General features: G+C 58.6%; 18 protein-coding genes, 1 tRNA gene, 3 pseudogenes and 1 other annotated feature. Of the genes and pseudogenes, 9 read left to right on the top strand and 13 right to left on the bottom strand.

Annotation, left to right across the window (positions count from 1 at the left end; genetic code table 11):
- Positions 1-47: 47 nt before the first annotated feature.
- Entirely contained in the window at positions 48-257 is a 210-nt protein-coding gene (locus tag LO55_RS16215) for a hypothetical protein (RefSeq protein WP_143054537.1), read from the bottom strand.
- Between the two features lie 106 nt (positions 258-363).
- Between LO55_RS16215 and LO55_RS16210 the strand changes: the two genes are divergently transcribed.
- The 4 genes from LO55_RS16210 (at position 364) to LO55_RS16200 (ending at position 3,247) form a co-directional block, all read left to right on the top strand.
- Positions 364-606: a DUF6566 family protein gene (locus LO55_RS16210; RefSeq protein ID WP_071362246.1), complete on the top strand. Its 243-nt coding sequence runs from the start codon at positions 364-366 to the stop codon at positions 604-606.
- 84 nt (positions 607-690) lie between these two features.
- Complete coding sequence (locus LO55_RS16205; protein ID WP_071362245.1) at positions 691-942, top strand: hypothetical protein; 252 nt, start codon at positions 691-693, stop codon at positions 940-942.
- Between the two features lie 212 nt (positions 943-1,154).
- Positions 1,155-1,784, top strand: a complete 630-nt coding sequence (locus tag LO55_RS27025) for a response regulator (RefSeq protein WP_229410155.1) — start codon at positions 1,155-1,157, stop codon at positions 1,782-1,784.
- A gap of 23 nt (positions 1,785-1,807) precedes the next feature.
- The gene (locus LO55_RS16200; RefSeq protein ID WP_229410154.1) at positions 1,808-3,247 is read left to right on the top strand and encodes a putative bifunctional diguanylate cyclase/phosphodiesterase; all 1,440 of its coding nucleotides are present in this window, start codon (positions 1,808-1,810) and stop codon (positions 3,245-3,247) included.
- Positions 3,248-3,326: 79 nt separating this feature from the next.
- Here LO55_RS16200 and LO55_RS16195 read toward each other — a convergent pair whose 3' ends face one another.
- Both LO55_RS16195 and phaP read right to left on the bottom strand, forming a co-directional pair.
- Entirely contained in the window at positions 3,327-3,599 is a 273-nt protein-coding gene (locus LO55_RS16195; RefSeq protein WP_071362244.1) for a hypothetical protein, read from the bottom strand.
- Between the two features lie 209 nt (positions 3,600-3,808).
- Positions 3,809-4,426, bottom strand: a complete 618-nt coding sequence (phaP, locus tag LO55_RS16190; RefSeq protein WP_071362243.1) for a TIGR01841 family phasin — start codon at positions 4,424-4,426, stop codon at positions 3,809-3,811.
- 515 nt (positions 4,427-4,941) lie between these two features.
- Between phaP and LO55_RS16185 the strand changes: the two genes are divergently transcribed.
- Both LO55_RS16185 and LO55_RS26715 read left to right on the top strand, forming a co-directional pair.
- On the top strand, positions 4,942-6,084 hold the full coding sequence (locus LO55_RS16185; protein ID WP_071362242.1) for a hypothetical protein: 1,143 nt from the start codon (positions 4,942-4,944) through the stop codon (positions 6,082-6,084).
- Positions 6,074-6,226 carry a hypothetical protein gene (locus tag LO55_RS26715; RefSeq protein ID WP_177185535.1) on the top strand — a complete coding sequence of 51 codons (153 nt, stop codon included), beginning with the start codon at positions 6,074-6,076 and terminating at the stop codon, positions 6,224-6,226. Before LO55_RS16185 ends, LO55_RS26715 begins: the two co-directional genes overlap by 11 nt.
- A gap of 117 nt (positions 6,227-6,343) precedes the next feature.
- Here LO55_RS26715 and LO55_RS16180 read toward each other — a convergent pair whose 3' ends face one another.
- Positions 6,344-8,068: a putative bifunctional diguanylate cyclase/phosphodiesterase gene (locus LO55_RS16180; RefSeq protein ID WP_071362241.1), complete on the bottom strand. Its 1,725-nt coding sequence runs from the start codon at positions 8,066-8,068 to the stop codon at positions 6,344-6,346.
- A gap of 511 nt (positions 8,069-8,579) precedes the next feature.
- Between LO55_RS16180 and LO55_RS26410 the strand changes: the two genes are divergently transcribed.
- Positions 8,580-8,936 (top strand): ANTAR domain-containing protein, encoded by a 357-nt coding sequence (locus LO55_RS26410; RefSeq protein WP_071362240.1) that lies wholly within the window; start codon positions 8,580-8,582, stop codon positions 8,934-8,936.
- Here LO55_RS26410 and LO55_RS27380 read toward each other — a convergent pair.
- The 5 genes and pseudogenes from LO55_RS27380 to LO55_RS25925 all read right to left on the bottom strand — a co-directional run bounded on the left by LO55_RS27380 (position 8,853) and on the right by LO55_RS25925 (position 12,595).
- On the bottom strand, positions 8,853-9,242 hold the full coding sequence (locus LO55_RS27380) for a helix-turn-helix domain-containing protein (RefSeq protein ID WP_370659621.1): 390 nt from the start codon (positions 9,240-9,242) through the stop codon (positions 8,853-8,855). The genes LO55_RS26410 and LO55_RS27380 overlap by 84 nt on opposite strands.
- A 206-nt stretch (positions 9,243-9,448) precedes the next feature.
- Positions 9,449-9,568 (bottom strand): annotated as a pseudogene (locus LO55_RS26405) (IS3 family transposase); the annotation flags it as partial.
- A gap of 176 nt (positions 9,569-9,744) precedes the next feature.
- Positions 9,745-9,842: transfer RNA gene (locus LO55_RS26710), tRNA-Cys, on the bottom strand.
- 181 nt (positions 9,843-10,023) lie between these two features.
- Entirely contained in the window at positions 10,024-11,574 is a 1,551-nt protein-coding gene (locus tag LO55_RS26400; protein WP_143054536.1) for a hypothetical protein, read from the bottom strand.
- Positions 11,552-12,595: a nucleoid-associated protein gene (locus LO55_RS25925; protein WP_083415358.1), complete on the bottom strand. Its 1,044-nt coding sequence runs from the start codon at positions 12,593-12,595 to the stop codon at positions 11,552-11,554. Before LO55_RS25925 ends, LO55_RS26400 begins: the two co-directional genes overlap by 23 nt.
- 252 nt (positions 12,596-12,847) lie before the next feature.
- On the opposite strand from LO55_RS25925, the pseudogene LO55_RS16165 reads away from it, so the two are divergent.
- Positions 12,848-13,800: pseudogene (locus tag LO55_RS16165) on the top strand (IS5 family transposase).
- A gap of 96 nt (positions 13,801-13,896) precedes the next feature.
- Here the strand turns inward: LO55_RS16165 and LO55_RS26395 are convergent.
- Positions 13,897-14,232 carry a hypothetical protein gene (locus tag LO55_RS26395; RefSeq protein WP_143054535.1) on the bottom strand — a complete coding sequence of 112 codons (336 nt, stop codon included), beginning with the start codon at positions 14,230-14,232 and terminating at the stop codon, positions 13,897-13,899.
- 24 nt (positions 14,233-14,256) lie between these two features.
- Positions 14,257-15,030: a hypothetical protein gene (locus LO55_RS16160; protein ID WP_143054534.1), complete on the bottom strand. Its 774-nt coding sequence runs from the start codon at positions 15,028-15,030 to the stop codon at positions 14,257-14,259.
- 182 nt (positions 15,031-15,212) lie between these two features.
- On the opposite strand from LO55_RS16160, the pseudogene LO55_RS25920 reads away from it, so the two are divergent.
- Positions 15,213-16,008: pseudogene (locus tag LO55_RS25920) on the top strand (IS3 family transposase); the annotation flags it as partial.
- Positions 15,451-15,564 (top strand) — a sequence feature (AL1L pseudoknot). It overlaps the preceding pseudogene by 114 nt.
- Before the next feature lie 347 nt (positions 16,009-16,355).
- On the opposite strand, the gene LO55_RS16150 reads toward LO55_RS25920, so the two are convergent.
- A complete protein-coding gene (locus LO55_RS16150) occupies positions 16,356-17,750 on the bottom strand; it encodes an ATP-binding protein (RefSeq protein ID WP_071362237.1) in 1,395 nt (464 codons plus the stop codon).
- Entirely contained in the window at positions 17,747-18,418 is a 672-nt protein-coding gene (locus LO55_RS16145; protein ID WP_071362236.1) for a winged helix-turn-helix domain-containing protein, read from the bottom strand. The genes LO55_RS16150 and LO55_RS16145 overlap by 4 nt, the downstream gene beginning before the upstream one ends.
- Positions 18,419-18,490: the final 72 nt, after the last annotated feature.

The following is an 18,490-nucleotide window of genomic DNA, read 5'->3' as shown; positions in this document are numbered from 1 at the left end:
CCATGAGCCAATGCTTGCGCTGCGCCAGCCCCGCACGGGGGCGTTGCTCAGTCGAGCGCTATCCGTTGCCCGAAAACCGTAGCACGGGTATGCACGCAGCGCCGTTGCCATGGCCGGGTCAGCACCCGCAAGGCCACCTCCAGCGATATATGATTGCTTGCCAGGGCGTCGGCGGCGGATCGAATGCCCAGCGGGCGATGGTTGCTCACGATGGCGTCGATGAGAATGGCGTTCAGGCTGTCGATTCGGGTGCGCATTGGCCACTCTAGCACCCGGGTGGCGAACGCGGCGAATATATTTTTTTCCAATCGGGTTAGCTGCATGGTTCCATGCTAATGTGGTCTCCACACCAAGGAGCATGCCATGCACATCGAGCCAAAAACGCATTACAAGGGCTATACCATCGTGGCAAATCCGGTAGAAACAATTCGCCGGCGCTTCATGGCCATTTTCACGATCTACGAGAGCGAACATGCCACCTTCCCTCTTTGCCATGACCAGGCGATGGGCAGCAAGGGTTTTCTGACGGCCCAGGAAGCGATCAACGAGTCCTTCGACAATGCCCGCAAGTGGATCGACCACAGGCACATACCGCAAATCCATTAGAGCGCCTGGTATCCTCGTCCAGCGCGCGTGCCGGCATGAGCCGCCCCAGCCGTCGCGCCTGCTTGCGCCACATCCGGAGGGACCATGGAGAACCTGACAGGCGCGAATGACCTGGTGTTTACCCAGCTCGACGAGCGATACCGCGGCTATCGCATCGAATGGGCAACCATCACATCCCAGAATCAGCCCACCAAATGGCTGGGACACTTTCACGCGATCAAGGAGGGGGAACACACCATCCGGGGTTCGCTCGTCAATCCGCAGCACAGTGCCGCAGACGCCCTGGAGCGCATCATCCTTGTAGTAAAGGAAAGGATCGATGAAGCAGTCCTTTGAAACGCTGCCGCCCGGGGGACACGTCGACCGATGACCGAGCCCGGCGCCGCACGCCTGCCGGCCGCCCACGTTAATGCACTACGACAGTTGGATATTGTAAATTTTACAATGCCTCGATTCGTACTATACTAACGCTCATCATCGTTCCCGGATGGGGAGACGTCCGGGGTAACGCTCGCATGGATTGGTGAGCGACGACAGTGAAAGACGTCATGCCTTTTCGAGTCCTGATTCTTTCTGCCCGCCCAGACGATGTCCGCGTGCTGCAGCGTGCCCTGGCCAACGCACGCGATGGCCCCTTCGAGATCGAGACCGCGTCCACCATGCTGGACGGACTGCGCAGTATCGGCAGCGGCACGATCGATGCGATCCTGGTGGATCTGCTGCTCGAAGATGCCCAGGGGCTGGCCTGCTTCGACCGGCTCCACGCGGCGGCACGCCACACCCCGATCCTGACGCTGTGCGGACTCGATGACGAGGCCGATGCCATCGAAGCAGTCCAGCGCGGCGCGCAGGGCTGGTTGTCCAGGGGCTACTACGACAATTACCTGGTGCCACAGTCGCTGCGCAACGTCATCGAGCGCATGAAGGTGGAGCGTAGCGTATATGTGGCCCAAGCACGCGCCGAAATCACGCTCGATTCCATCGCCGATGCCGTCGTCTCGGTTGACGTGACGGGGCGCGTGGATTATCTGAACACTGCGGCTGAGACGATCTGTGGCTGGTCCCGCAGCGAAGCACACGGACTGCCGGTCGCCGACGTGCTCAAGTTCGTCGACGGCGACAGTGGGCATGCGATCGCCAATCCCATCGACTATACCTGCAAAGCAACCAGGCCCTGAACCTGAACGGCAACGCCATTCTCGTGTCCCGCCATGGCCAGCGCATTCCAGTCGAAGACTCGGCCGCCCCCATCCACGACTGGAACCGTCAACTCGTCGGCGCCGTGATGGTGTTCCGGGATATTTCCGACACGGTGGCCTTGACCACCAGAATGCGGCATCTGGCACAGCACGATTTTCTTACCGACCTGCCTAATCGTGCGCTGCTGAACGACCGCATCGCCCAGGCGATCGCCCTGTCCGGGCGCAACAACACCGCGCCGGCCCTCCTCTTCCTCGACCTCGACAAGTTCAAGCACATCAATGACTCGCAGGGTCACGCCGTTGGCGACCGGCTGCTGCAGGCCGTCTCGCAGCGCCTGGTGGACTGCGTCCGCACGTCCGATACGGTCAGCCGCCATGGCGGCGACGAATTCGTGATCCTGCTTGCCAACGAACGGCGCGCCCAGGATGCGGCGCTGGCCGCCGAGAAAATACTGCAAGCGCTGTCGACGCCGTTCATGATCGACTCGCAGGAGCTGCATACCTCCACCAGCATCGGCATCAGCGCTTTTCCTTCCGATGGTAGGGATGCCGCCACGCTGATCAAGAACGCCGACACGGCCATGTACAGTGCAAAGGAGCTCGGACGCAACAACTACCAGTTCTTCCGCGAGAACATGAATACGCGCGCAGTCGAGCGTCAACGCATCGAGACCAGCTTGCGGTGGGGGTTGGAACGCAATGAGTTCAGGCTGTACTACCAGCCCAAGGTCGACCTGGAAACCGATTGCATTACAGGAGTCGAAGCACTTCTGCGCTGGGAGCATCCGGAATTGGGACTGGTCGGACCCGAGCGTTTCATACCGGTCGCCGAAGAAACCGGCCTGATCGTACCCGTCGGACGGTGGGTTCTGGGCGAGGCGTGTGCGCAGCTGGCACGCTGGCGCAGTCTCGGCATCTCGAACGTGTCCATCGCAGTGAACATATCTGCATTGGAGTTTCGCCACCGCGATTTTTTCGCCCATGCCCTCGCGATCTTCGATGCCACCGGCGTGGATCGCATGCATGTGCAGCTTGAGCTGACCGAGAGCGTGCTCATGCACAATGTTGCCGCCAGCGCCCGCCTGCTGACGATGTTCAAGGCAATGGGGGTGCAGATCGCGGTCGACGACTTCGGCACCGGTTACTCGAGCCTGAGCTACCTGAATGAGTTTCCGATCGACGTGCTCAAGATCGATCAGTCGTTTGTCCGAGCGATCAAGGCTGAGGGAGGCGCTGTCAGCAACGGGGCAATCGTCAGCGCAGTGATCGACATGGGAAAGAACCTGCACCAGCGCGTCATCGCCGAAGGCGTCGAGGAAGAAGCGCAGCTCGCCTTTCTCAAGCACCATAATTGCAACGAAGGGCAAGGATTTCTGTTCAGCCATCCTGTCGATGCGACGCGCATGCAGCACATGCTCGACACCGGCAAGTATCCGTGACCGGTGCGCGCTCCACACAGTTCAGCATGCGGCGAAAAAACAGCGCGCGCAAGCGGCCCGTCGGAGACGAGGCAATCATTCAAGACTCGGGATGAGGATCTGCCCGATCCAGGTCTTTTCCTCCATCCAGGACCAGCGCCGCCCGCTCCAGTGTCATGCTGTCCGATAGCGTGCGCTGATCTTCCTGGTCGGTTTCGGGTGGGTCGAGCATGTCGGAAAGCATCGCTTCCAACTCCAGCGTGTCCCAGGGGCGGCCCGAGCGCACTCTGGTATGAATGTAATGCCTGATCTCGCTATCCTGCGCGGCGGTGAGCGGCAGGCCGCGGAACGTGTTCGCGGGTTCGGATGTCATCGTGTTCCCTCAACGGTATGGTGGGCAATGCGGAGCCTGCGCGCATTGCCCATCGTCGTGCGCACTGCTTGCAAGCATCGCGGCCGTCGCAGGAGTGGATCAGCGCCGCCGGGGTGGATAGCAAACGGCGAGCGCGGATGACAACGGCAACACTGCATGCTCAGCGCCGCCGCGACGGATGCCCCGCGCAACCGGGGCGATGGCGACGCTCAGCGTGCCGGCGGCGCAGTCCTGCCGCCGGGCTGGCGATAGCCGTCACCGGTGTCGCCCGAAGTGCGTGCCGGGCCGGCCTGGCCATCGGGCTTCGTGTCCGCGAGATCACCTCCCAGTTCGCTCAGGAACTGCGCGCCTGACCTGGCGCCCCGCTCTGCCTCCTTCACGAACGACGCGCGCACTTCTTTCATGGCATCGTCCTGCTGGCGCAGGTTCTTGTCCGTCTCTTCGACCGAAGCGCGCGTGACCTCATCGGCCAGCGTACGCGCGGTACGCGAGGTTTCCTGCACATGCTGTTCGCTCACACGTGACAGGTCGACCTGGGTGCTGGCGGCAAGCTCCGACAATTGCTGTTGATACGATCGCAGCTTGTCGGTGGCGGGCTGGGCGCCCAGGGCTGCTTTCGATAGCGCGTCGATCGGACGATCGACGTTCAGCATGCGCTGGGCGGTGCTGGTGGTTTCGTCGAACAGGGTCTGGCACAGCTGCATGTTCAGCTGGATCACCTGCTGGAAGGAGCGCGCGACAGTTTGGGAGAGCTCGTTCATGAACGCGGTCTGTGCATCGATATGCGAACGCACGGCGGGATTGACGGATTGGTCGAACGGATACATGGTGTACCTTTCATTGGAGAAAAAACTGGCCAAACGCGCGCTGGACGCAATACGTTGCAATGTCTGGCGGGAATGGACGCGTGGCGGATGCCGACTGGAAGAAAACGATCCCTGAAGATCGCATGTGACTTGCACACTATGCGCTATTTTTCGCGCGCGTGCGGCGAGCGCGCGCATCTATTTGCGCGCCGTGGCGCGCGGCAATGAATTGTGTCGTGCGAGCGCGAACCCGTGCAAGCGACGCGCACGATTCGGCATTGCAATCGCCTATATGACCGCATCCGCGACGCACCGGAGTACACTGGATGCAGCGCCATGAATGTCATCCCCGCTGCACGACGTTGACTCCGGTCGTGGAGGGACATGGACACACTGCCCGCTGGTCACCACAGCCCGCACGCTGCGGGCCGTACCACGCATGCCACATCGATCCATCACCGCCTGCATTCCAGGCATGGCGGCAATACGATGGCCACGGGCCAGCATGCTCCCCTAGATCACCGCAGGAGGACATCATGCGACATACATTGACAGCGGTCTTCACAGACCGCGACCAGGCGCGGCAAGCGCTGGACCGATTGCTGGGCGCCGGACACGACGGAGCGAACATCACGCTGACCGACATGCCGGAGCCCAGTCCCGCCCAAGACAGCGGCGAGCCGGATGCCCGGCGCTCTCCAGGCGCCCGCCACGCAGCCGCCGCGGCATTTCCGGCATGGTCTCCGGGCGCTGCAGACGGCGGTCGCGTGACCATGCATACCCTCGCCTGCCCGCCTGGCAAGTATGTGCTGACGTTCGCGACGGAATCGGATGCCGAGGCGCAAGGCGCGGTCGCCCTGGTGTCCGCGTTCGCCGGCTTGAACCCCGGCGCCGACCGTGGGAGAAGCGCCGATGAAGACGCAGGCATGCCGCACCTGCGCTATCGACGCCACGCGGTCCGCGAAGGGATGCAGTATCGCCTGCACGACCACCCTCATGGCGCCGGCGCCCATGGCATGCCCGGCGGTGACGAGGCAGCGCAGGCCGCCTATCGCTTCGGTCACGACATGCATGAGAACGACCGGTACCGCAACCGTTCCTGGCGCGAAGCGGACGGCGACCTGAAGCAGTTATGGGAAGAACGGATGCCGACAGGACCTGACTGGGCATCGTCGGCGCTGTCCGTGCGCGCTGGATGGAACAGCACCAGCCCGGAAATCGATGGCGACGACTACCATCGCAGTCACTGGAGGACGCGCTATGCCGGCAGCGCCACGCCGGCTCCGTCAAGGAAAGCGACCAACGCGGACAGGCCGCGTCGCGCCCCCAAGGCCGACTGGAGACGGCGCCACCCAGGGGAACTCCCGCCCTGGGAAGCGTTCATGGATGCAGTACGCCATGGCTGGAGCAGGATCGTGATCGGCATCGACATGGACGAAGCCGACTACCGGCTGCACCATGCGAGCGCCTATCCCGATACCAATTACGACGATATTGCCCCCGTCTATCGCTACGGTAACAATGCGCGCCGCAGAAGCGTCTTTCGGGGCCGAGACTGGGACGACGTCCAGGACGATCTGCGCCAGGAATGGTCACGTGGCCATCTTGAAGGCAAGCCATGGTCCTGGGAAGAACTCGAGCCAGCCATGCGAAAAGGCTGGGACCATCATGAAGCGTAAGGTCCAGCCGTCTGGCGACGCTGTGCACTGCGCGCGCATTGGCCTGGCCATGACCGTGACGCCGTTCGCAGGAACCATCCGGGCAACGGCGCCCTGGCGCGCGAATCCTGACAATGCGGGCGACCATCCGGTCACGCCCTGACGCCGGACAGGGACGGCGAGCACCCGCGGCACTCAGGTTGGTCAACGGCGGCGGTTGCGCGTTCATGGCGGCCGCGCGCATGACCCTGGCAACCACGAGCGCACCAATCGAGTCTCTTCAATTAATGGAGTTCGGTTGCGCTGAAGCATCCTGGGCGCGATTGGCAAGCAGCCACGTCGTTGCATCGGATGCGGGCATGGCAGACGAAAACAGGAAGCCCTGCAATGCACCGCAGTCGAGATCGTGCAAGAAGTACGCCTGCGCGCGCTCCTCGACGCCTTCCGCGATCACGTGGAGTTTGAGGTCGTTCGCCATTGCGATGATGGCTCTCGCCACGGCGTTGGCAGCCGCGTCGGTGGGAACGCCCCGCAGGAAGCTGCGGTCCAGCTTGAGCGTCGCGACCGGGAGCGTTCTGAGATAGCTGAGCGACGAGTAACCGGTGCCAAAGTCGTCGAGCGAAAGCCTGAAGCCGGCCAGGACCAGATGCTGTAATACCATACTGCTTTCGTTGTGCAGGACGATCGCATCACGCTCTGTCAGCTCGATGTCGATATCCCCCGCATTGATGTTGCTCAATGCCAGCGCGTTATTGATCGAGGCAAGGTAATGCTCATTGAGCAGTTCTTTCGCGCAGGTGTTGATGGATATCTTGAGATCGGTAAAACCCATGGCCCGCCAGCGCGTCAGCTGCTGGCAGGCCTCCTCGAACACCCAGGCGCCGATATCGAAGATCAGGCCGAGGTCACGCGCAAGATCGATCAGGTAGTCCACCGTATAACCCGACAGTTCCGGACTGGTGAACCTGACCAGTGCTTCCATCGCCGTCGCCTGCCCGCTGTCGCAGTTGATGATCGGCTGGTAAGCCAGCGTGAAGTGGCGGTCGACGACGGCTTTGCGCAAGGCATCGCTGTCCAGATTGCGCTTGTGCGCTATGCGGTCCAGCTCGTCGGTAAAATGCTGGAAACCATTACGGCCGGCATGCTTCACCTTGTACAGCGCCAGGTCGGCCCGTTTCATCAGTACGCTGGGATCGGTTGAGCCGTGACCGGTCGACGCGATACCGATGCTTGCGCCGATCCGCACGACGCTGTCGCCTAGCTGGAATGGCTGCGCGATCGCCTCGACGATCTTGGCGGCGAGCACGCCGCCGGCGGAAGCGTCGTGCCCCCCCGTTTGCAGTAGTCCGAACTCGTCGCCACCAAGGCGTGCGATATAGTCGCTCTCACGGCATGCGAGGCGCAGTCGCGCTGCCACCTGCTGCAGCAGATCGTCGCCTGCCGCATGACCGAGGGTGTCGTTGACTCCCTTGAATCGGTCGAGATCGATCATCATCAGATGCAATGATTGGCCTGACCGAGCGCACAGGGCGACCACCTCCCGTATCCTGGCATGGAACGCGGTGCGATTTGCCAGGCCCGTCAGTGCATCGGTGGTGCTGAGCGACGCGATCTGATCCTGGGCAAGTTTTCGCTCAGTAATGTCCCTCAAGATCTTCAAATAACCGATGACCTCGTTGGCATTGCCAAGAATGGGCGTCATGACGCCGTCCGCCCAGAAGCGCTCGCCGCTTTTGCGCAGATGCCAGCGGTAATCTCCCGACTTGCCTGTGGCGGCCGCGGTCAGCATCTCCCGTGCTGCTTCGCCACTGGCGCGGTCCTCCACGGTGAACATCCTGTATGGGTCGGCGCCGACCATTTCCTGCTCCGAAAATCCCAGGATGGACACCGCGCCGGCACTCCAGCTGCTGACCAGTCCCCGCAGATCGATGGTGATGATGGCGAACTCTGTGGCACTGTCGTAGACATGCCTCAACAGGGTAGATGGCGCTATGGTGGTTCGCATAATGTGGCTTCAGAAATATCGTTAATGAGCCGTGCACGCCAGCGCATTGTCCGACACAGCGTGCCAGGGTGTGGCAGAGCACCGGATTGACTGCGACCGGTGTCGCATGGTGGTCGGGTCATGCATGTCGCGCCTCGGGGGCGCTGAAAGCCTGTGGGCCCTGTCGACATGTTCAAGCCCGCCGCGAGGGGTGCATTACGCGAGAAGTCCTTTGCATGCTAGCACGCGGTTCCAACAGACCGACGAAGTATTCATACCGTGCGCATGGCTTGGGAAACGGCTCGTGAGACCACACGATCGATGCTTCGCGCGCAGGATGAAGTGGCGCGAGCACACGGCCAAGCGCTACCAGCGCCGCCTCGGCGGCGTAGCGCGCTCCTCGAGCACGGCGCATGGCGGAAGAATCGCTCGTCCATCCGGGTTGTGCATTCCTGAGATATATCTTGCGAGATCGTAGTGCGCAGGCAGGAGGCAAGGTAGGATCGTTGATTGACCTGCCGAAAGTCGTCCCATGCGAGCCCTCGTCCTGCTGGTCGAAGAAGACCGCCATACTTGCCGAACGATTTGCGATATGCTCGAAGCGTTGGGCTATCGCGCCTTCGGTGTCAACTCGTTCGGGCGTGCGGTCAGGGTGATGAGCGGCATTGGTTTCGATGCGCTTATTATTCCTGCACAATCCCCGGCAAGCCATGAACCGAGCCATGCTGCGACAGCGAAGACCATGCAGCCGAACATCAAGGTCATTCTGGTTTCTCCTGTATCCCTCCCCCAGGACCTGTCTGCGTCAGTGGACGCCCTCATCGTCAAGCCATTCCTGGTCGGATCGCTCGGCGACGCACTGATCGCCGTGTTGCAGAAGCTGCATTAGCCATGGAACTCGGCCCCGATGTCCGTCGGGACACGCACTGCCAGATGCTTGTCGACGCTGTCGGTGATCTAGATGCCGGGTTCCCGCCTGGCTGGCGGCGGTGCCGGCAGCCTGCTTACTTTGGACGCTGGGCGTCACGCCCGCGAGCTGGCGGAACACACAGGCAAAATGGCTGGGGCTGCAGTAGCCAACCGACATCGTGACGTCGATGATTGAGTGATCGGTCTGGCTCAGCAGGCGCCGTACTTCGTCGATCCGCATCTGGTCTTTCCAGTCCTCCAGCCGCGCGGCGCAGAGTAGCCGCATGGCTGCCGCATCGGCGCCCGAGTCCGACGAGAAAATCGGGATGGTGAGGATACGCCTTCGTTTGCCACGCTGCAGCATGAGCGCCGTCTCGAATCTACGGATGCCGATCGGCCGCTGGCGGCATGGAAGCGGGCATGAGGTTTGTCGGACAGCTGCGACTTTTCGATCGGTATTCCCCCATTTTTAGAGCACACTAAAAGCAGAGGTTAAGCGGCAAGAGCCAATTTCTGTTCTGGCGTGATACCGCCGAGCCCCATGTTGGCCCGGTCGTGATTGTAGGTCCACAACCAGTTGGTGGCAAATCCCTGGATTTCGTCCAGCGTCTCGAATCGGTGATAGGCGAGCCGATCATAGCGAACCTGAATCGCCATTAGTCGGCTAGAGACTTGAAAGTCTCAAGAGCATGAACAATTTGCGGATGTCCAATGCAAATCGCCAGCATATGCCGGCGATTTTTATCTTCTAATTTTGATCAATATCCAATTTCGGACATGAGATAAGCTGGAGGCGAGGACGGGAGTCGAACCCGTCTAGACGGCTTTGCAGGCCGTATTCGAACTAATAAAATCAATGACTTAGCTGAGAACCACACTTTTCGCCACTTGAGATCGCTCACATGGCATGCTGATCTTCTGCATAGCCTACTTCGCAAACTACTGTTGTGTATCGTCTTTGAAAACATTACTTCATCAAGCGGGCGCGGTGATGATAGTACGCAAACCAAGCGGGCTTCGAACTAGATGACACTATAACAAAACTATTGATTTATGACGACGGTCTCTTACTGTTTTGCTTTCGGAGCTTGATTAGTCAAACTACTATTTTGTCGTGTATTCGGAGCGTGCTTTGTATCTGAACTATTTTTCAAAGATTCATTTCCACGTCGCACTGTCTTGCTGTCTGCCGTGAGCGGCATTTGCGGCTGAGACGTGGAGCGCACAGCTGAGCCATTACTCGCAGCAGAGACTGGTTTAGAATTCAATTTAGTCGATTCCTTCTGCCCCACGGATTTTTCCTCCCCGGACGATAAGCCGATATAAAGAAAAACAAGAAAAAGCACACTTATTGAACCACCTCCGATCCAGGCAGTCCAAAAGAAGGTCCTTTCTGCATTCGCGGACGGAATGCCAACCATCCGACTGTAATCCTCATTAGAAAGAAATCTATAAAGTCTGGGCTGCCAGTCCTTTCGCAATTGCTGCTGAAGCTTAATAAAAGAACATCCGGAGTTGATTATAGCGAGAACATACAGAACAACAATGAACATTACGCTACAAATTAACCACGGCTCGGTAGCTGTAGCGGCCCGTGCGGCCAGTAAACCGAGCCCAACAGCCAGCGCGGTTGCAACCGCGCCAATAGTCTGGCGAGTAGCATCTGTGACCTTAGCAGTGTCCTCTGTTACTGATTTTTTTAAATCCGCGAGTGTTTTAAGGGTATCTTTTCCAAGATCAGAAATAGACATTTGATAAGCAATTTTAGCTCCCTCAAAGGCCGCCACACCATCGCGCTTTAATCTCGATAGGACGTTCTCTGTGCCGCCACCAGATCTCGCCAGTTCCGCACTGAATAAAAGGTGTCTGACTTCAGCTTCACGTTCATTTTCATATATCCAGCCCACGACCTTTTGAAGATGAGTAAAATTCTCGCATCCAAACTTTTCGAATAATCCCGGAACCAGGCCTTCGCTTGTTAAGGTCAATCTAGGTGGGCCCTTGAACTTTAAATTACCTTCGATAGGCTCGATCTCATCAGGAATAGCGCGCACGTTCGCAGCAATACAAACGTCAGCCCAAATCTTTGAAGCTTCGCAAGCAAACAGATAATTCTCGTCCGAAATAATCCATGGTTGAATGCTGTCCGGAACGGATCGTTGGGCAGTAGTCTCACGAACCAGAGCCCGTGGACTTTTGGTAGAGGGTTTTGACACAAAAGGCTCTTCGTGCTCCCACGGTGAAAAAATCCGCGACTGTGTCTTTAAGACCGTATGAATGCGAGCAACTCGCCATACAGTCGCAGAATGGCCTGATTGTAGAAAATTTGCAAAACCTCTGTTGGTGAGAATGAAAAGCGATTGATCAAGATTAATATTCTTAGTAAATTCGACTCGAAATGGCGCAAAATCATCCGAAATTTCAGAGATATCCCAAGCATTATCTTCAGCATCGGATGCAGCGCATTTCCACTCCAAATTCTGAACGTGTTTGAGCACGCTAACCGCTGCGCTAGCAGAAAGATTAGAGATACTAACCTGCTCTGGCGACTCAACAAGAACAGCTCTTTCAGTGTCGTTTAGTCGATCAAGCAGTTCAGCTAGCTGAATTTGCGACAACCTTATCCTCCACAATCTTCTTAGTTGTGATCACAATCACTTCACTACCGTCCTTTCCCGCTTTCCTTTCCACAGAAGCAGCTTCCAATGCGTCTGGATAGGTCAAAACAACGCCCTCAATTGTCTTAATACGACGCACAGGCGGACGCCCTAACAATTGCCTGTCCGGCTTAAAGGACAGACCAGTAAGACGCGCCCCCTTAATCTTTCTCAGCGATATATCTTTGATTGCACTGGCTATAGCTTCATCGACCGGGTTTTCTGCTGCAGCTTGAACTGCTTCTACAATAGCATCTTCACCAATCTCAGCGCGCCCGCGCAAAATTGCCTTGGCGACGCGGAATGCTTTAGGCACATCTTGGTCCGGAAGATATTGCTTGCATTCCGTTATTGCAAGCTTTAAAGCCTGAACCGCATTTGCGGTCAACTCAGTATCGCTGAGTGTTCTATTAACGTTCAGAAACTTTGCAAAATAATCACCAATAGCAGGCGCAGTTTTGGCGCGGTCCTTAGTTGCGACCGACAGGTCCGCAGTACCTCCTTTTACACGAACAATAGCTGCCTTCTGGATTGCCTTCTTATCGTCGATGAACGCATGCACGATTTTTCGCAATAAACTTTCACCATCCTGCTCGGATTGCTCAATTGCTTCGCGATAGTCATATTTTATGAGACAGTAAAATTTAGTACCGGGCTCATCGCAGGTCAGCTCAAATATGAAAAGCGCTCCATCAATACTACCCCCAACGTGCAATCGAGAAAATTCTCTAGATAAGTCTTGAGCTCCCTGCTCAAACTCTAGTCTCCCGCTAGCAATCTGCTCCAGCATAAGTTTGGTAGTTGAGCGAGCATCGAAGGAGTAGATCGGCTGTGCATCGGCTTCAACAATTCTCTTAATAAAAAATTGAGAATGCTCTACCTTTCTTTTCGATTCAGGGGTAAAGTCTTTCCCTCCTACAACATGAAGAATCATATTTTCGATCTGGAGAGACCTTGTTTCATTTTCAGAGAAAAAACTCACATCTTTCCTTTGTTTAGGGACAATTGCACATCATTAACATATGCAACTATATCTCAACCCAAACAAAAAAACTTGTTTCTCTGTATATCCAGTTGGTATTTTCGCAACAGCGTCGGGCCGCTCATAGAGATTCGGCCGAACGCTCAATACTGTATGGATATACAGCATATCAGGTCTGTACATCAGTGATAGGCTTTGTTGCAAAAATTAATCCTACAGCTGGCGAGAAGACATCGCCGGTAGCCTGACGGCATAACCTTCCCTACAAAACGGATGTACCAAACGACCAACTGGCAAGACTACAACGCCGCAGTGAAAGCGCGTGGCTCGCTGCTAATCTGGCTGGACAAGGGTATGTGCTAGCAATGGCAGTGCTAGCGGCAAGCGGTTGCGCGCTCTGAAGTACACAGGGGTGGCGATCCAGTACTGCCTGCCCGTCAAAGTCCTGTTCAATCCGCCTTTGCGTCAAGCGATGGAAATAGCGTAGAACCTTCTCGAGTTGACCAGGCTGGACAGGCGGGCTACCGACTTCAGCACGCTTAGCCGGCGCCAGAAGCATCCTTCGGTAAGGATCGGGGCGCAGCCGACAACGAAGGGAGTGCACCTACTGACCGACAGCACGGGCATCAAGATGCTGGGCGAAGGAAAGTCGAAGACCAAATAGCATGGCCGGTTACCGTCACCGATGGCGCAACGTCCACCGTGACATTAACGCAACTACGCTGGAAATCCTGGCCATTGAGGTAACCGACAACGCCACTGGCGGTGCGTCGATATCACCGCGCCTTTTAGACAGATTCCCCGTCTAGCACAAGACCGCGAGCGTCGGTGGCTACGGCGTCTACGATACGGAAGACTGTCATGAAGCGATTGCGCGACCTGGGGCGCGCAGGCGGTCATCAGGACTCGCAATAACGCCAAGCTATAGAGGGACCTACGATCCGGCCGCAGCGCGAAATGCCGTTCTGGTGGCGACGCGCCAGCTTGGCCGGAATATTTGGACTGAGCATCATTGGCGCAGCCTTGTCGAGACTAAGATCCGTTGCTTCAAGCTGCTTGGTGAACGCGTCATGGCGAGTCACTTCTACCATCAGGTCGCCGACTTGCAAGTGCGGGCTGCCGTGCTCAGCTGCTTCACTCGGCGAGATCTGACCCCGTCCTCGAGATTGATGAAGCAGCAATCTGAATCGGCACGCGTTAGTTAGAGACTTAACATGCGCAGATGGACCAGTGCACAGTTCGATCACTTTGTGCATCAGTTTTGCTGTCGACGCGAACTGATCAGTGCGACCCTAGCTTTCTCACGTCCCCATAACGCGGCTGAGTGCCTTCTTAGAGTCACTGACCCTTTTCTTGGCAAGCGCGAGGTCAATTTCTGCTGCGTCGACCGCTGACAAAGCCGCTGCAAGCTTGGTCCCTAAAAGCCACTGCGCGATATGCTGGCCATCATCCCGGTTCTCGCTCACGATATCACTTAAATCACCGTTTAAAATGCTTAAACGATGTTTACAAGCTTGACCGAGTTGACCAGCTGAGCAGGTGCACGAAACATAAAGCTCGTCGGATCTTGTAAACGTGACGACGTAGGGCTCAGAACCGGAACCTTGAACACGAAAGATGACCTGATTATTATTCATGACTATAATAAACCAAGATGGCGATTACTTAACACCACAGAAGAAATCCACTCGAGAGCTGAAATGCTCCTTCCAAAACTCATCACCAATTTGTGAATGCCCAACGACGGCAATTGCACAAATGATACACATTGCAAAAAATTGGCGATCTCCCGAAATGAAATTAAAGAATGAATCGACCCAATCTGGCAGCTCGTCCTCAGCGCATACTGCAACAACGAAGGCACGCCAGCTTTGAAGCAAGGTCAGAATACCCAGTGGCACCAGAAGCAAAGTACCTAGCACCGAGTGCTGCGATGCTACTTGCTGACCGTAGACGCTCAGGCCACACCAAAAACTCTGGAACGTACCACTTTGAGCGAGCATGGCCAGGTCCTTAGGCATTGTGTCCTCAGCTGTTCCTACGATGAAGAATGTAAGGATTCCGATGAGAGCAACGGCCATGCTCCGCAGAGCTTCCATGTAATCGTCGATATAAATCTGCCTGACTGCAGCTATAAGTCCGAGTCCACCGTTAGTTATGCTGAGCACCGTCAAGAGCGAGTAGATCAAGTCTGAATAGCGTGCAAACCAGAACGAAAGCGCTGCTAAAGCTACTAGCGCTCCCAATCCTAAACCTAGAACTGCTGCTCCATCTTCTCTGTCGTTACCGCCACCGCCGGCACCACCTGGACCGCCCGAGCCACCTCGATTGTGAATAACTGTCTTGCTGACGTTCGTTACTCTAATACGGTTACCAACAGCGTTGCCATTACCAAGAATATTGATGTCACCACTCTCAAATTTTTCGTTAGCCATTGACACAATCCACGCCAAAAAAATTTCTAATGAGGCTTCATTATAAATATTTTAGACATTTCCACAAGGAAATTAAGATATGCGTTGCTGCAACGTTACAGGGAATGGAAAATTCATCGCCTCTGAAAACGCTGAATAGCCACAGGCTTTGAGGAGGCTCCGTTGTTTGAGAGAATGGAGCTATGAAGAAGCAACCCAAGTATTCCCCCAAGGTCATCGAGCGCGCCGTGCGCATGTTCAGCGAAGCCGGCAGCGAGAATCCGTCGCAATGAGTGGCAATTACCTCGATTCCTGCCAAGATTGGCTGCACGCCTGAAACGCTGCGTCGTTGGGTACGCCAGCAGGAAACCGATACGGGACAACGCCCGGGCCCAAGCAGCGCCGAACAGGAACGCATGAAAGCGCTGCGCGTGGCGGGCGCGCTTTCGCCCTGGCGGAGCTCGACCGCCGCTTCAATTCGTAAGAGCGTTCATCGACAAGCACCGTTATGTCTAGGGCGTTGAGCCGATCTGCCGCCTCATGCAGGTCGCGCCGTCGGGCTATTGGCGTCATGTAGCGCAGCAGCGTAACCCGGCACTGCAGTGCGCAAGGGTGCGGCGAGATGAGGTGTTGAGCGTCGAAATCGAGCGCGTCTGGCAGGCGAACTTGCAGGTCTACGGTGTCGACAAGGTGTGGCGACAGCTACGCCGTGAGGGTACTGTCATGGCGCGCTGCACTGTGAAGCGGCTGATACGTCGCGCCGGCCTGCGCGGTAAGGTCGTGCGCACCACGGTCCCGGACGCGAAAGCCCCGTGCCCACTCGACCGGGTCAACCGCCAATTCAAGTCTCAGCGGCCGGACCAGCTGTGGGTGAGTGAATTCACCTACGTCTCCGCATGGCAGGGCTTCGTGTACGCCGCCCTCGTCATTGACGTCTTCGCCCGGCGGATCGTGGGTTGGCGCGTGAGCAGCTCGATGTGGACCGACTTCGTGCTCGATCAAACCGGCACCGTCCGGCCGCCCGCTGCTTCACGCGCTGCAACTAACGCTCCTCGAGGCGCGCGTACTCGGCATCGATATGCCTGCGCTGCTGCAACTTACCCTGCGATTACTGCATGATGGGATCGATCCACAAAGCCTTGACGCGGCGCTGCTGGCAACGGCGCCGATCATGCTGGACGAAGCATTGGCGGCGCTGCCTGCCGCAAATCAGGCCGCTGGGCCCACTACCGCGCGCGATGTCCCCAACAGGCTGGCGAGCAGCTGACCGACTGCCGCGCCGACGGGCTCGGCGCTGCAGCCGATTACGGCCGCGGCCGACGCTGAAGCAGGCGGAAAGAAGACAATCAGGCGGCAATCTGCTGTTTAACATCCTGCGTAGCGGCATCGGGCACGAACACGAGATCGACCGTCAGACCGGCCGGCGCAAAGCCGCTGGTCAGACGAAGTTCGGCGCCGTGCAGGTCGGCGATCCGGCGCACGATCGACAGTCCGAGCCCGCTGCCTGGCTGGTGCGAGCCGGCCAGCCGCACGAAGCGTTCGAACACCCTATCACGCTGGGCCTCGGGGATTCCTGGTCCGCCATCCTTTATCTGCAGATAAGTTTGCCCATGCTCCTGGCCACAGGCGATCGCAATCTTGCCCGGCGCGGGGCTATAGCGCAGCGCATTGTCGACCAGGTTCCTCACCAGCATGCGCAGGCTGTCCGGCTCCAGCAGGCAGGGTGCGGGCGCGATCTTGAAGGTCACCACGTGCCCGCGCGCTGCGCCGGCGACCTGCCAGTCGTCCGCATCCTCGCGCAGCAACGTGGCGATGTCGCCCGGCCGCAATGCCGGTGCGGCGCCACCATCCGGATCGAGCTTCGCCAGCGTGAGCAACTGATCGACCAGGCGCGAGGCGCGGTCGACGCTCACGCCGAGCGCGCCGATGAATTCAGCGCGCTCGGCCTCGTTGCGCGCTCGCTGCAAGACCTGCAGATTGGTCTTGATCGCCGCCAGCGGCGTGCGCAGCTCGTGCGCGGCGTCGGCGGTGAAGCGCTGCTCGTGCTCGATCGCGTGGCGCACCCGCCCGAACAGGCGGTTAATCGCCTGCATCAGCGGAAAGGCTTCGCTCGGGATGCCGTCCAGCTTCACTTGCGCCAGGTCGTTGGGCGTGCGCGCCGCGACTTCGTCGGCCGACGCCTGCAGCACGCGAAACACCCGGTGCACGCTCCACCAGATCGCCGCCGCCGCCAGCGCCACCAGCACCGAACCGAAGGCCAGCACCTTGTAGAAAAAGCGCGTGCTGATGTCCTCGCGGTGGGTGTTCGGCTCGGCCACCACCAGCCGCAGCGTACGCTCGCGGTCGCGCAGCGCGTACACGCGCCAGCGCTGCCCCTGCAGAGTGGACCACGAAAAGCCGTCGGGCGGCGCCGCCGCCAGCGTGGCGGCGGGCGCGCCGGCATTTCGGTACATCAGGCGGCCACGGGCGTCGAACACCTGGAACATCAGGTAGCGATCGGGATTCGGATGCACCTGCACCGGCAGCTTGATGTAGCCATGCTCGCGCAGCTCGTTCTCGACCAGCGACAGCAGCAGGTTGGCGGTCTCGGACAGCGAATGGTCGAACAGTTCATGGCTTTCCTGCTCCGCTTCCACGTAAACGATCGCCGCGCTGCCCGCCCATAGCGCCACGGTCAGTCCCAACAGCAGCGCCAGCAGAGTCTTGCGCAGCGACCAGCGCGCGCCGCTGGCGGGCCTCACGCCGGCGCCCCGGGTGCGTCGATGCAGTAGCCCACCGCGTGCACGGTGCGGATCAGCGAGCGGCCCAGCTTCTTGCGCAGGTGGTGGATGTGCACCTGCACCGCATTGCTCTCCACTTCCTCGCCCCAGCCGTACAGGTGCTTTTCCAGCTGCTCGCGGCTGATGACGCGCCCGCGGTTCTCCAGCAGCATCTGCAGGATGCGGAATTCCTTGACCGACAGCGTCACCGGCCGGCCTTCCTGCAACACCTGGCGCTCGGCCAGGTCCAGCACCAGGTCGCCGTGCACGAGCCGCTCGCGTACCCGGCCGGCGGCGCGGCGCGAGGCGCTGCGGATGCGCGCCGCCAGCTCGTCCAGGTCGAACGGCTTGACGAGAAAATCGTCTGCGCCAGCGTCGAGCCCGGCGATGCGGTCCGGGACCTGGTCGCGCGCAGTGACGATCAGCACCGCGCCATCGTAGCCCCCGCCGCGCAGCCGGGCCAGCGCCGCCATCCCGTCCTGGCCGGGCAGGCCCAGGTCGAGCAGCACGCAGGCATAGTCGTGCAGGCGCACCGCCGTGTGCATGTGCTCCGCCGACGTGACCCAGTCGACCGCATGGCCGTCCTGCTCCAGGCCGATCTGGGTGGCACGTCCGATCTGTGGGTCGTCTTCGGTCAGCAAGATCCGCATGGTGTCCTTTTCGTGAAACCCCTCATGTTACCGGCAAGCCGTGAAGAAGTTCTGAATGACCAAAAAAATGTT

This window comes from Massilia timonae, assembly GCF_001866515.1.
In the GTDB taxonomy this organism is placed as follows: Bacteria; Pseudomonadota; Gammaproteobacteria; order Burkholderiales; family Burkholderiaceae_D; genus Telluria; species Telluria timonae.
Note: the sequence above shows the minus strand (reverse complement) of the source record. Positions and strands in the feature narration are given on the sequence as shown.

Coding starts and splice junctions, on each gene's coding strand:
- LO55_RS26715 (WP_177185535.1), top strand. CDS start 6,074: ATGAAGCGTAAGGTCCAGCCGTCTGGCGACGCTGTGCACTGCGCGCGC.
- LO55_RS16160 (WP_143054534.1), bottom strand. CDS start 15,030: ATGGCTAACGAAAAATTTGAGAGTGGTGACATCAATATTCTTGGTAAT.
- LO55_RS26410 (WP_071362240.1), top strand. CDS start 8,580: ATGCGAGCCCTCGTCCTGCTGGTCGAAGAAGACCGCCATACTTGCCGA.
- LO55_RS27025 (WP_229410155.1), top strand. CDS start 1,155: ATGCCTTTTCGAGTCCTGATTCTTTCTGCCCGCCCAGACGATGTCCGC.
- LO55_RS26395 (WP_143054535.1), bottom strand. CDS start 14,232: ATGAATAATAATCAGGTCATCTTTCGTGTTCAAGGTTCCGGTTCTGAG.
- LO55_RS16215 (WP_143054537.1), bottom strand. CDS start 257: ATGCGCACCCGAATCGACAGCCTGAACGCCATTCTCATCGACGCCATC.
- phaP (WP_071362243.1), bottom strand. CDS start 4,426: ATGTATCCGTTCGACCAATCCGTCAATCCCGCCGTGCGTTCGCATATC.
- LO55_RS16205 (WP_071362245.1), top strand. CDS start 691: ATGGAGAACCTGACAGGCGCGAATGACCTGGTGTTTACCCAGCTCGAC.
- LO55_RS16210 (WP_071362246.1), top strand. CDS start 364: ATGCACATCGAGCCAAAAACGCATTACAAGGGCTATACCATCGTGGCA.
- LO55_RS16195 (WP_071362244.1), bottom strand. CDS start 3,599: ATGACATCCGAACCCGCGAACACGTTCCGCGGCCTGCCGCTCACCGCC.
- LO55_RS16185 (WP_071362242.1), top strand. CDS start 4,942: ATGCGACATACATTGACAGCGGTCTTCACAGACCGCGACCAGGCGCGG.
- LO55_RS16180 (WP_071362241.1), bottom strand. CDS start 8,068: ATGCGAACCACCATAGCGCCATCTACCCTGTTGAGGCATGTCTACGAC.
- LO55_RS16145 (WP_071362236.1), bottom strand. CDS start 18,418: ATGCGGATCTTGCTGACCGAAGACGACCCACAGATCGGACGTGCCACC.
- LO55_RS27380 (WP_370659621.1), bottom strand. CDS start 9,242: ATGCGGCTACTCTGCGCCGCGCGGCTGGAGGACTGGAAAGACCAGATG.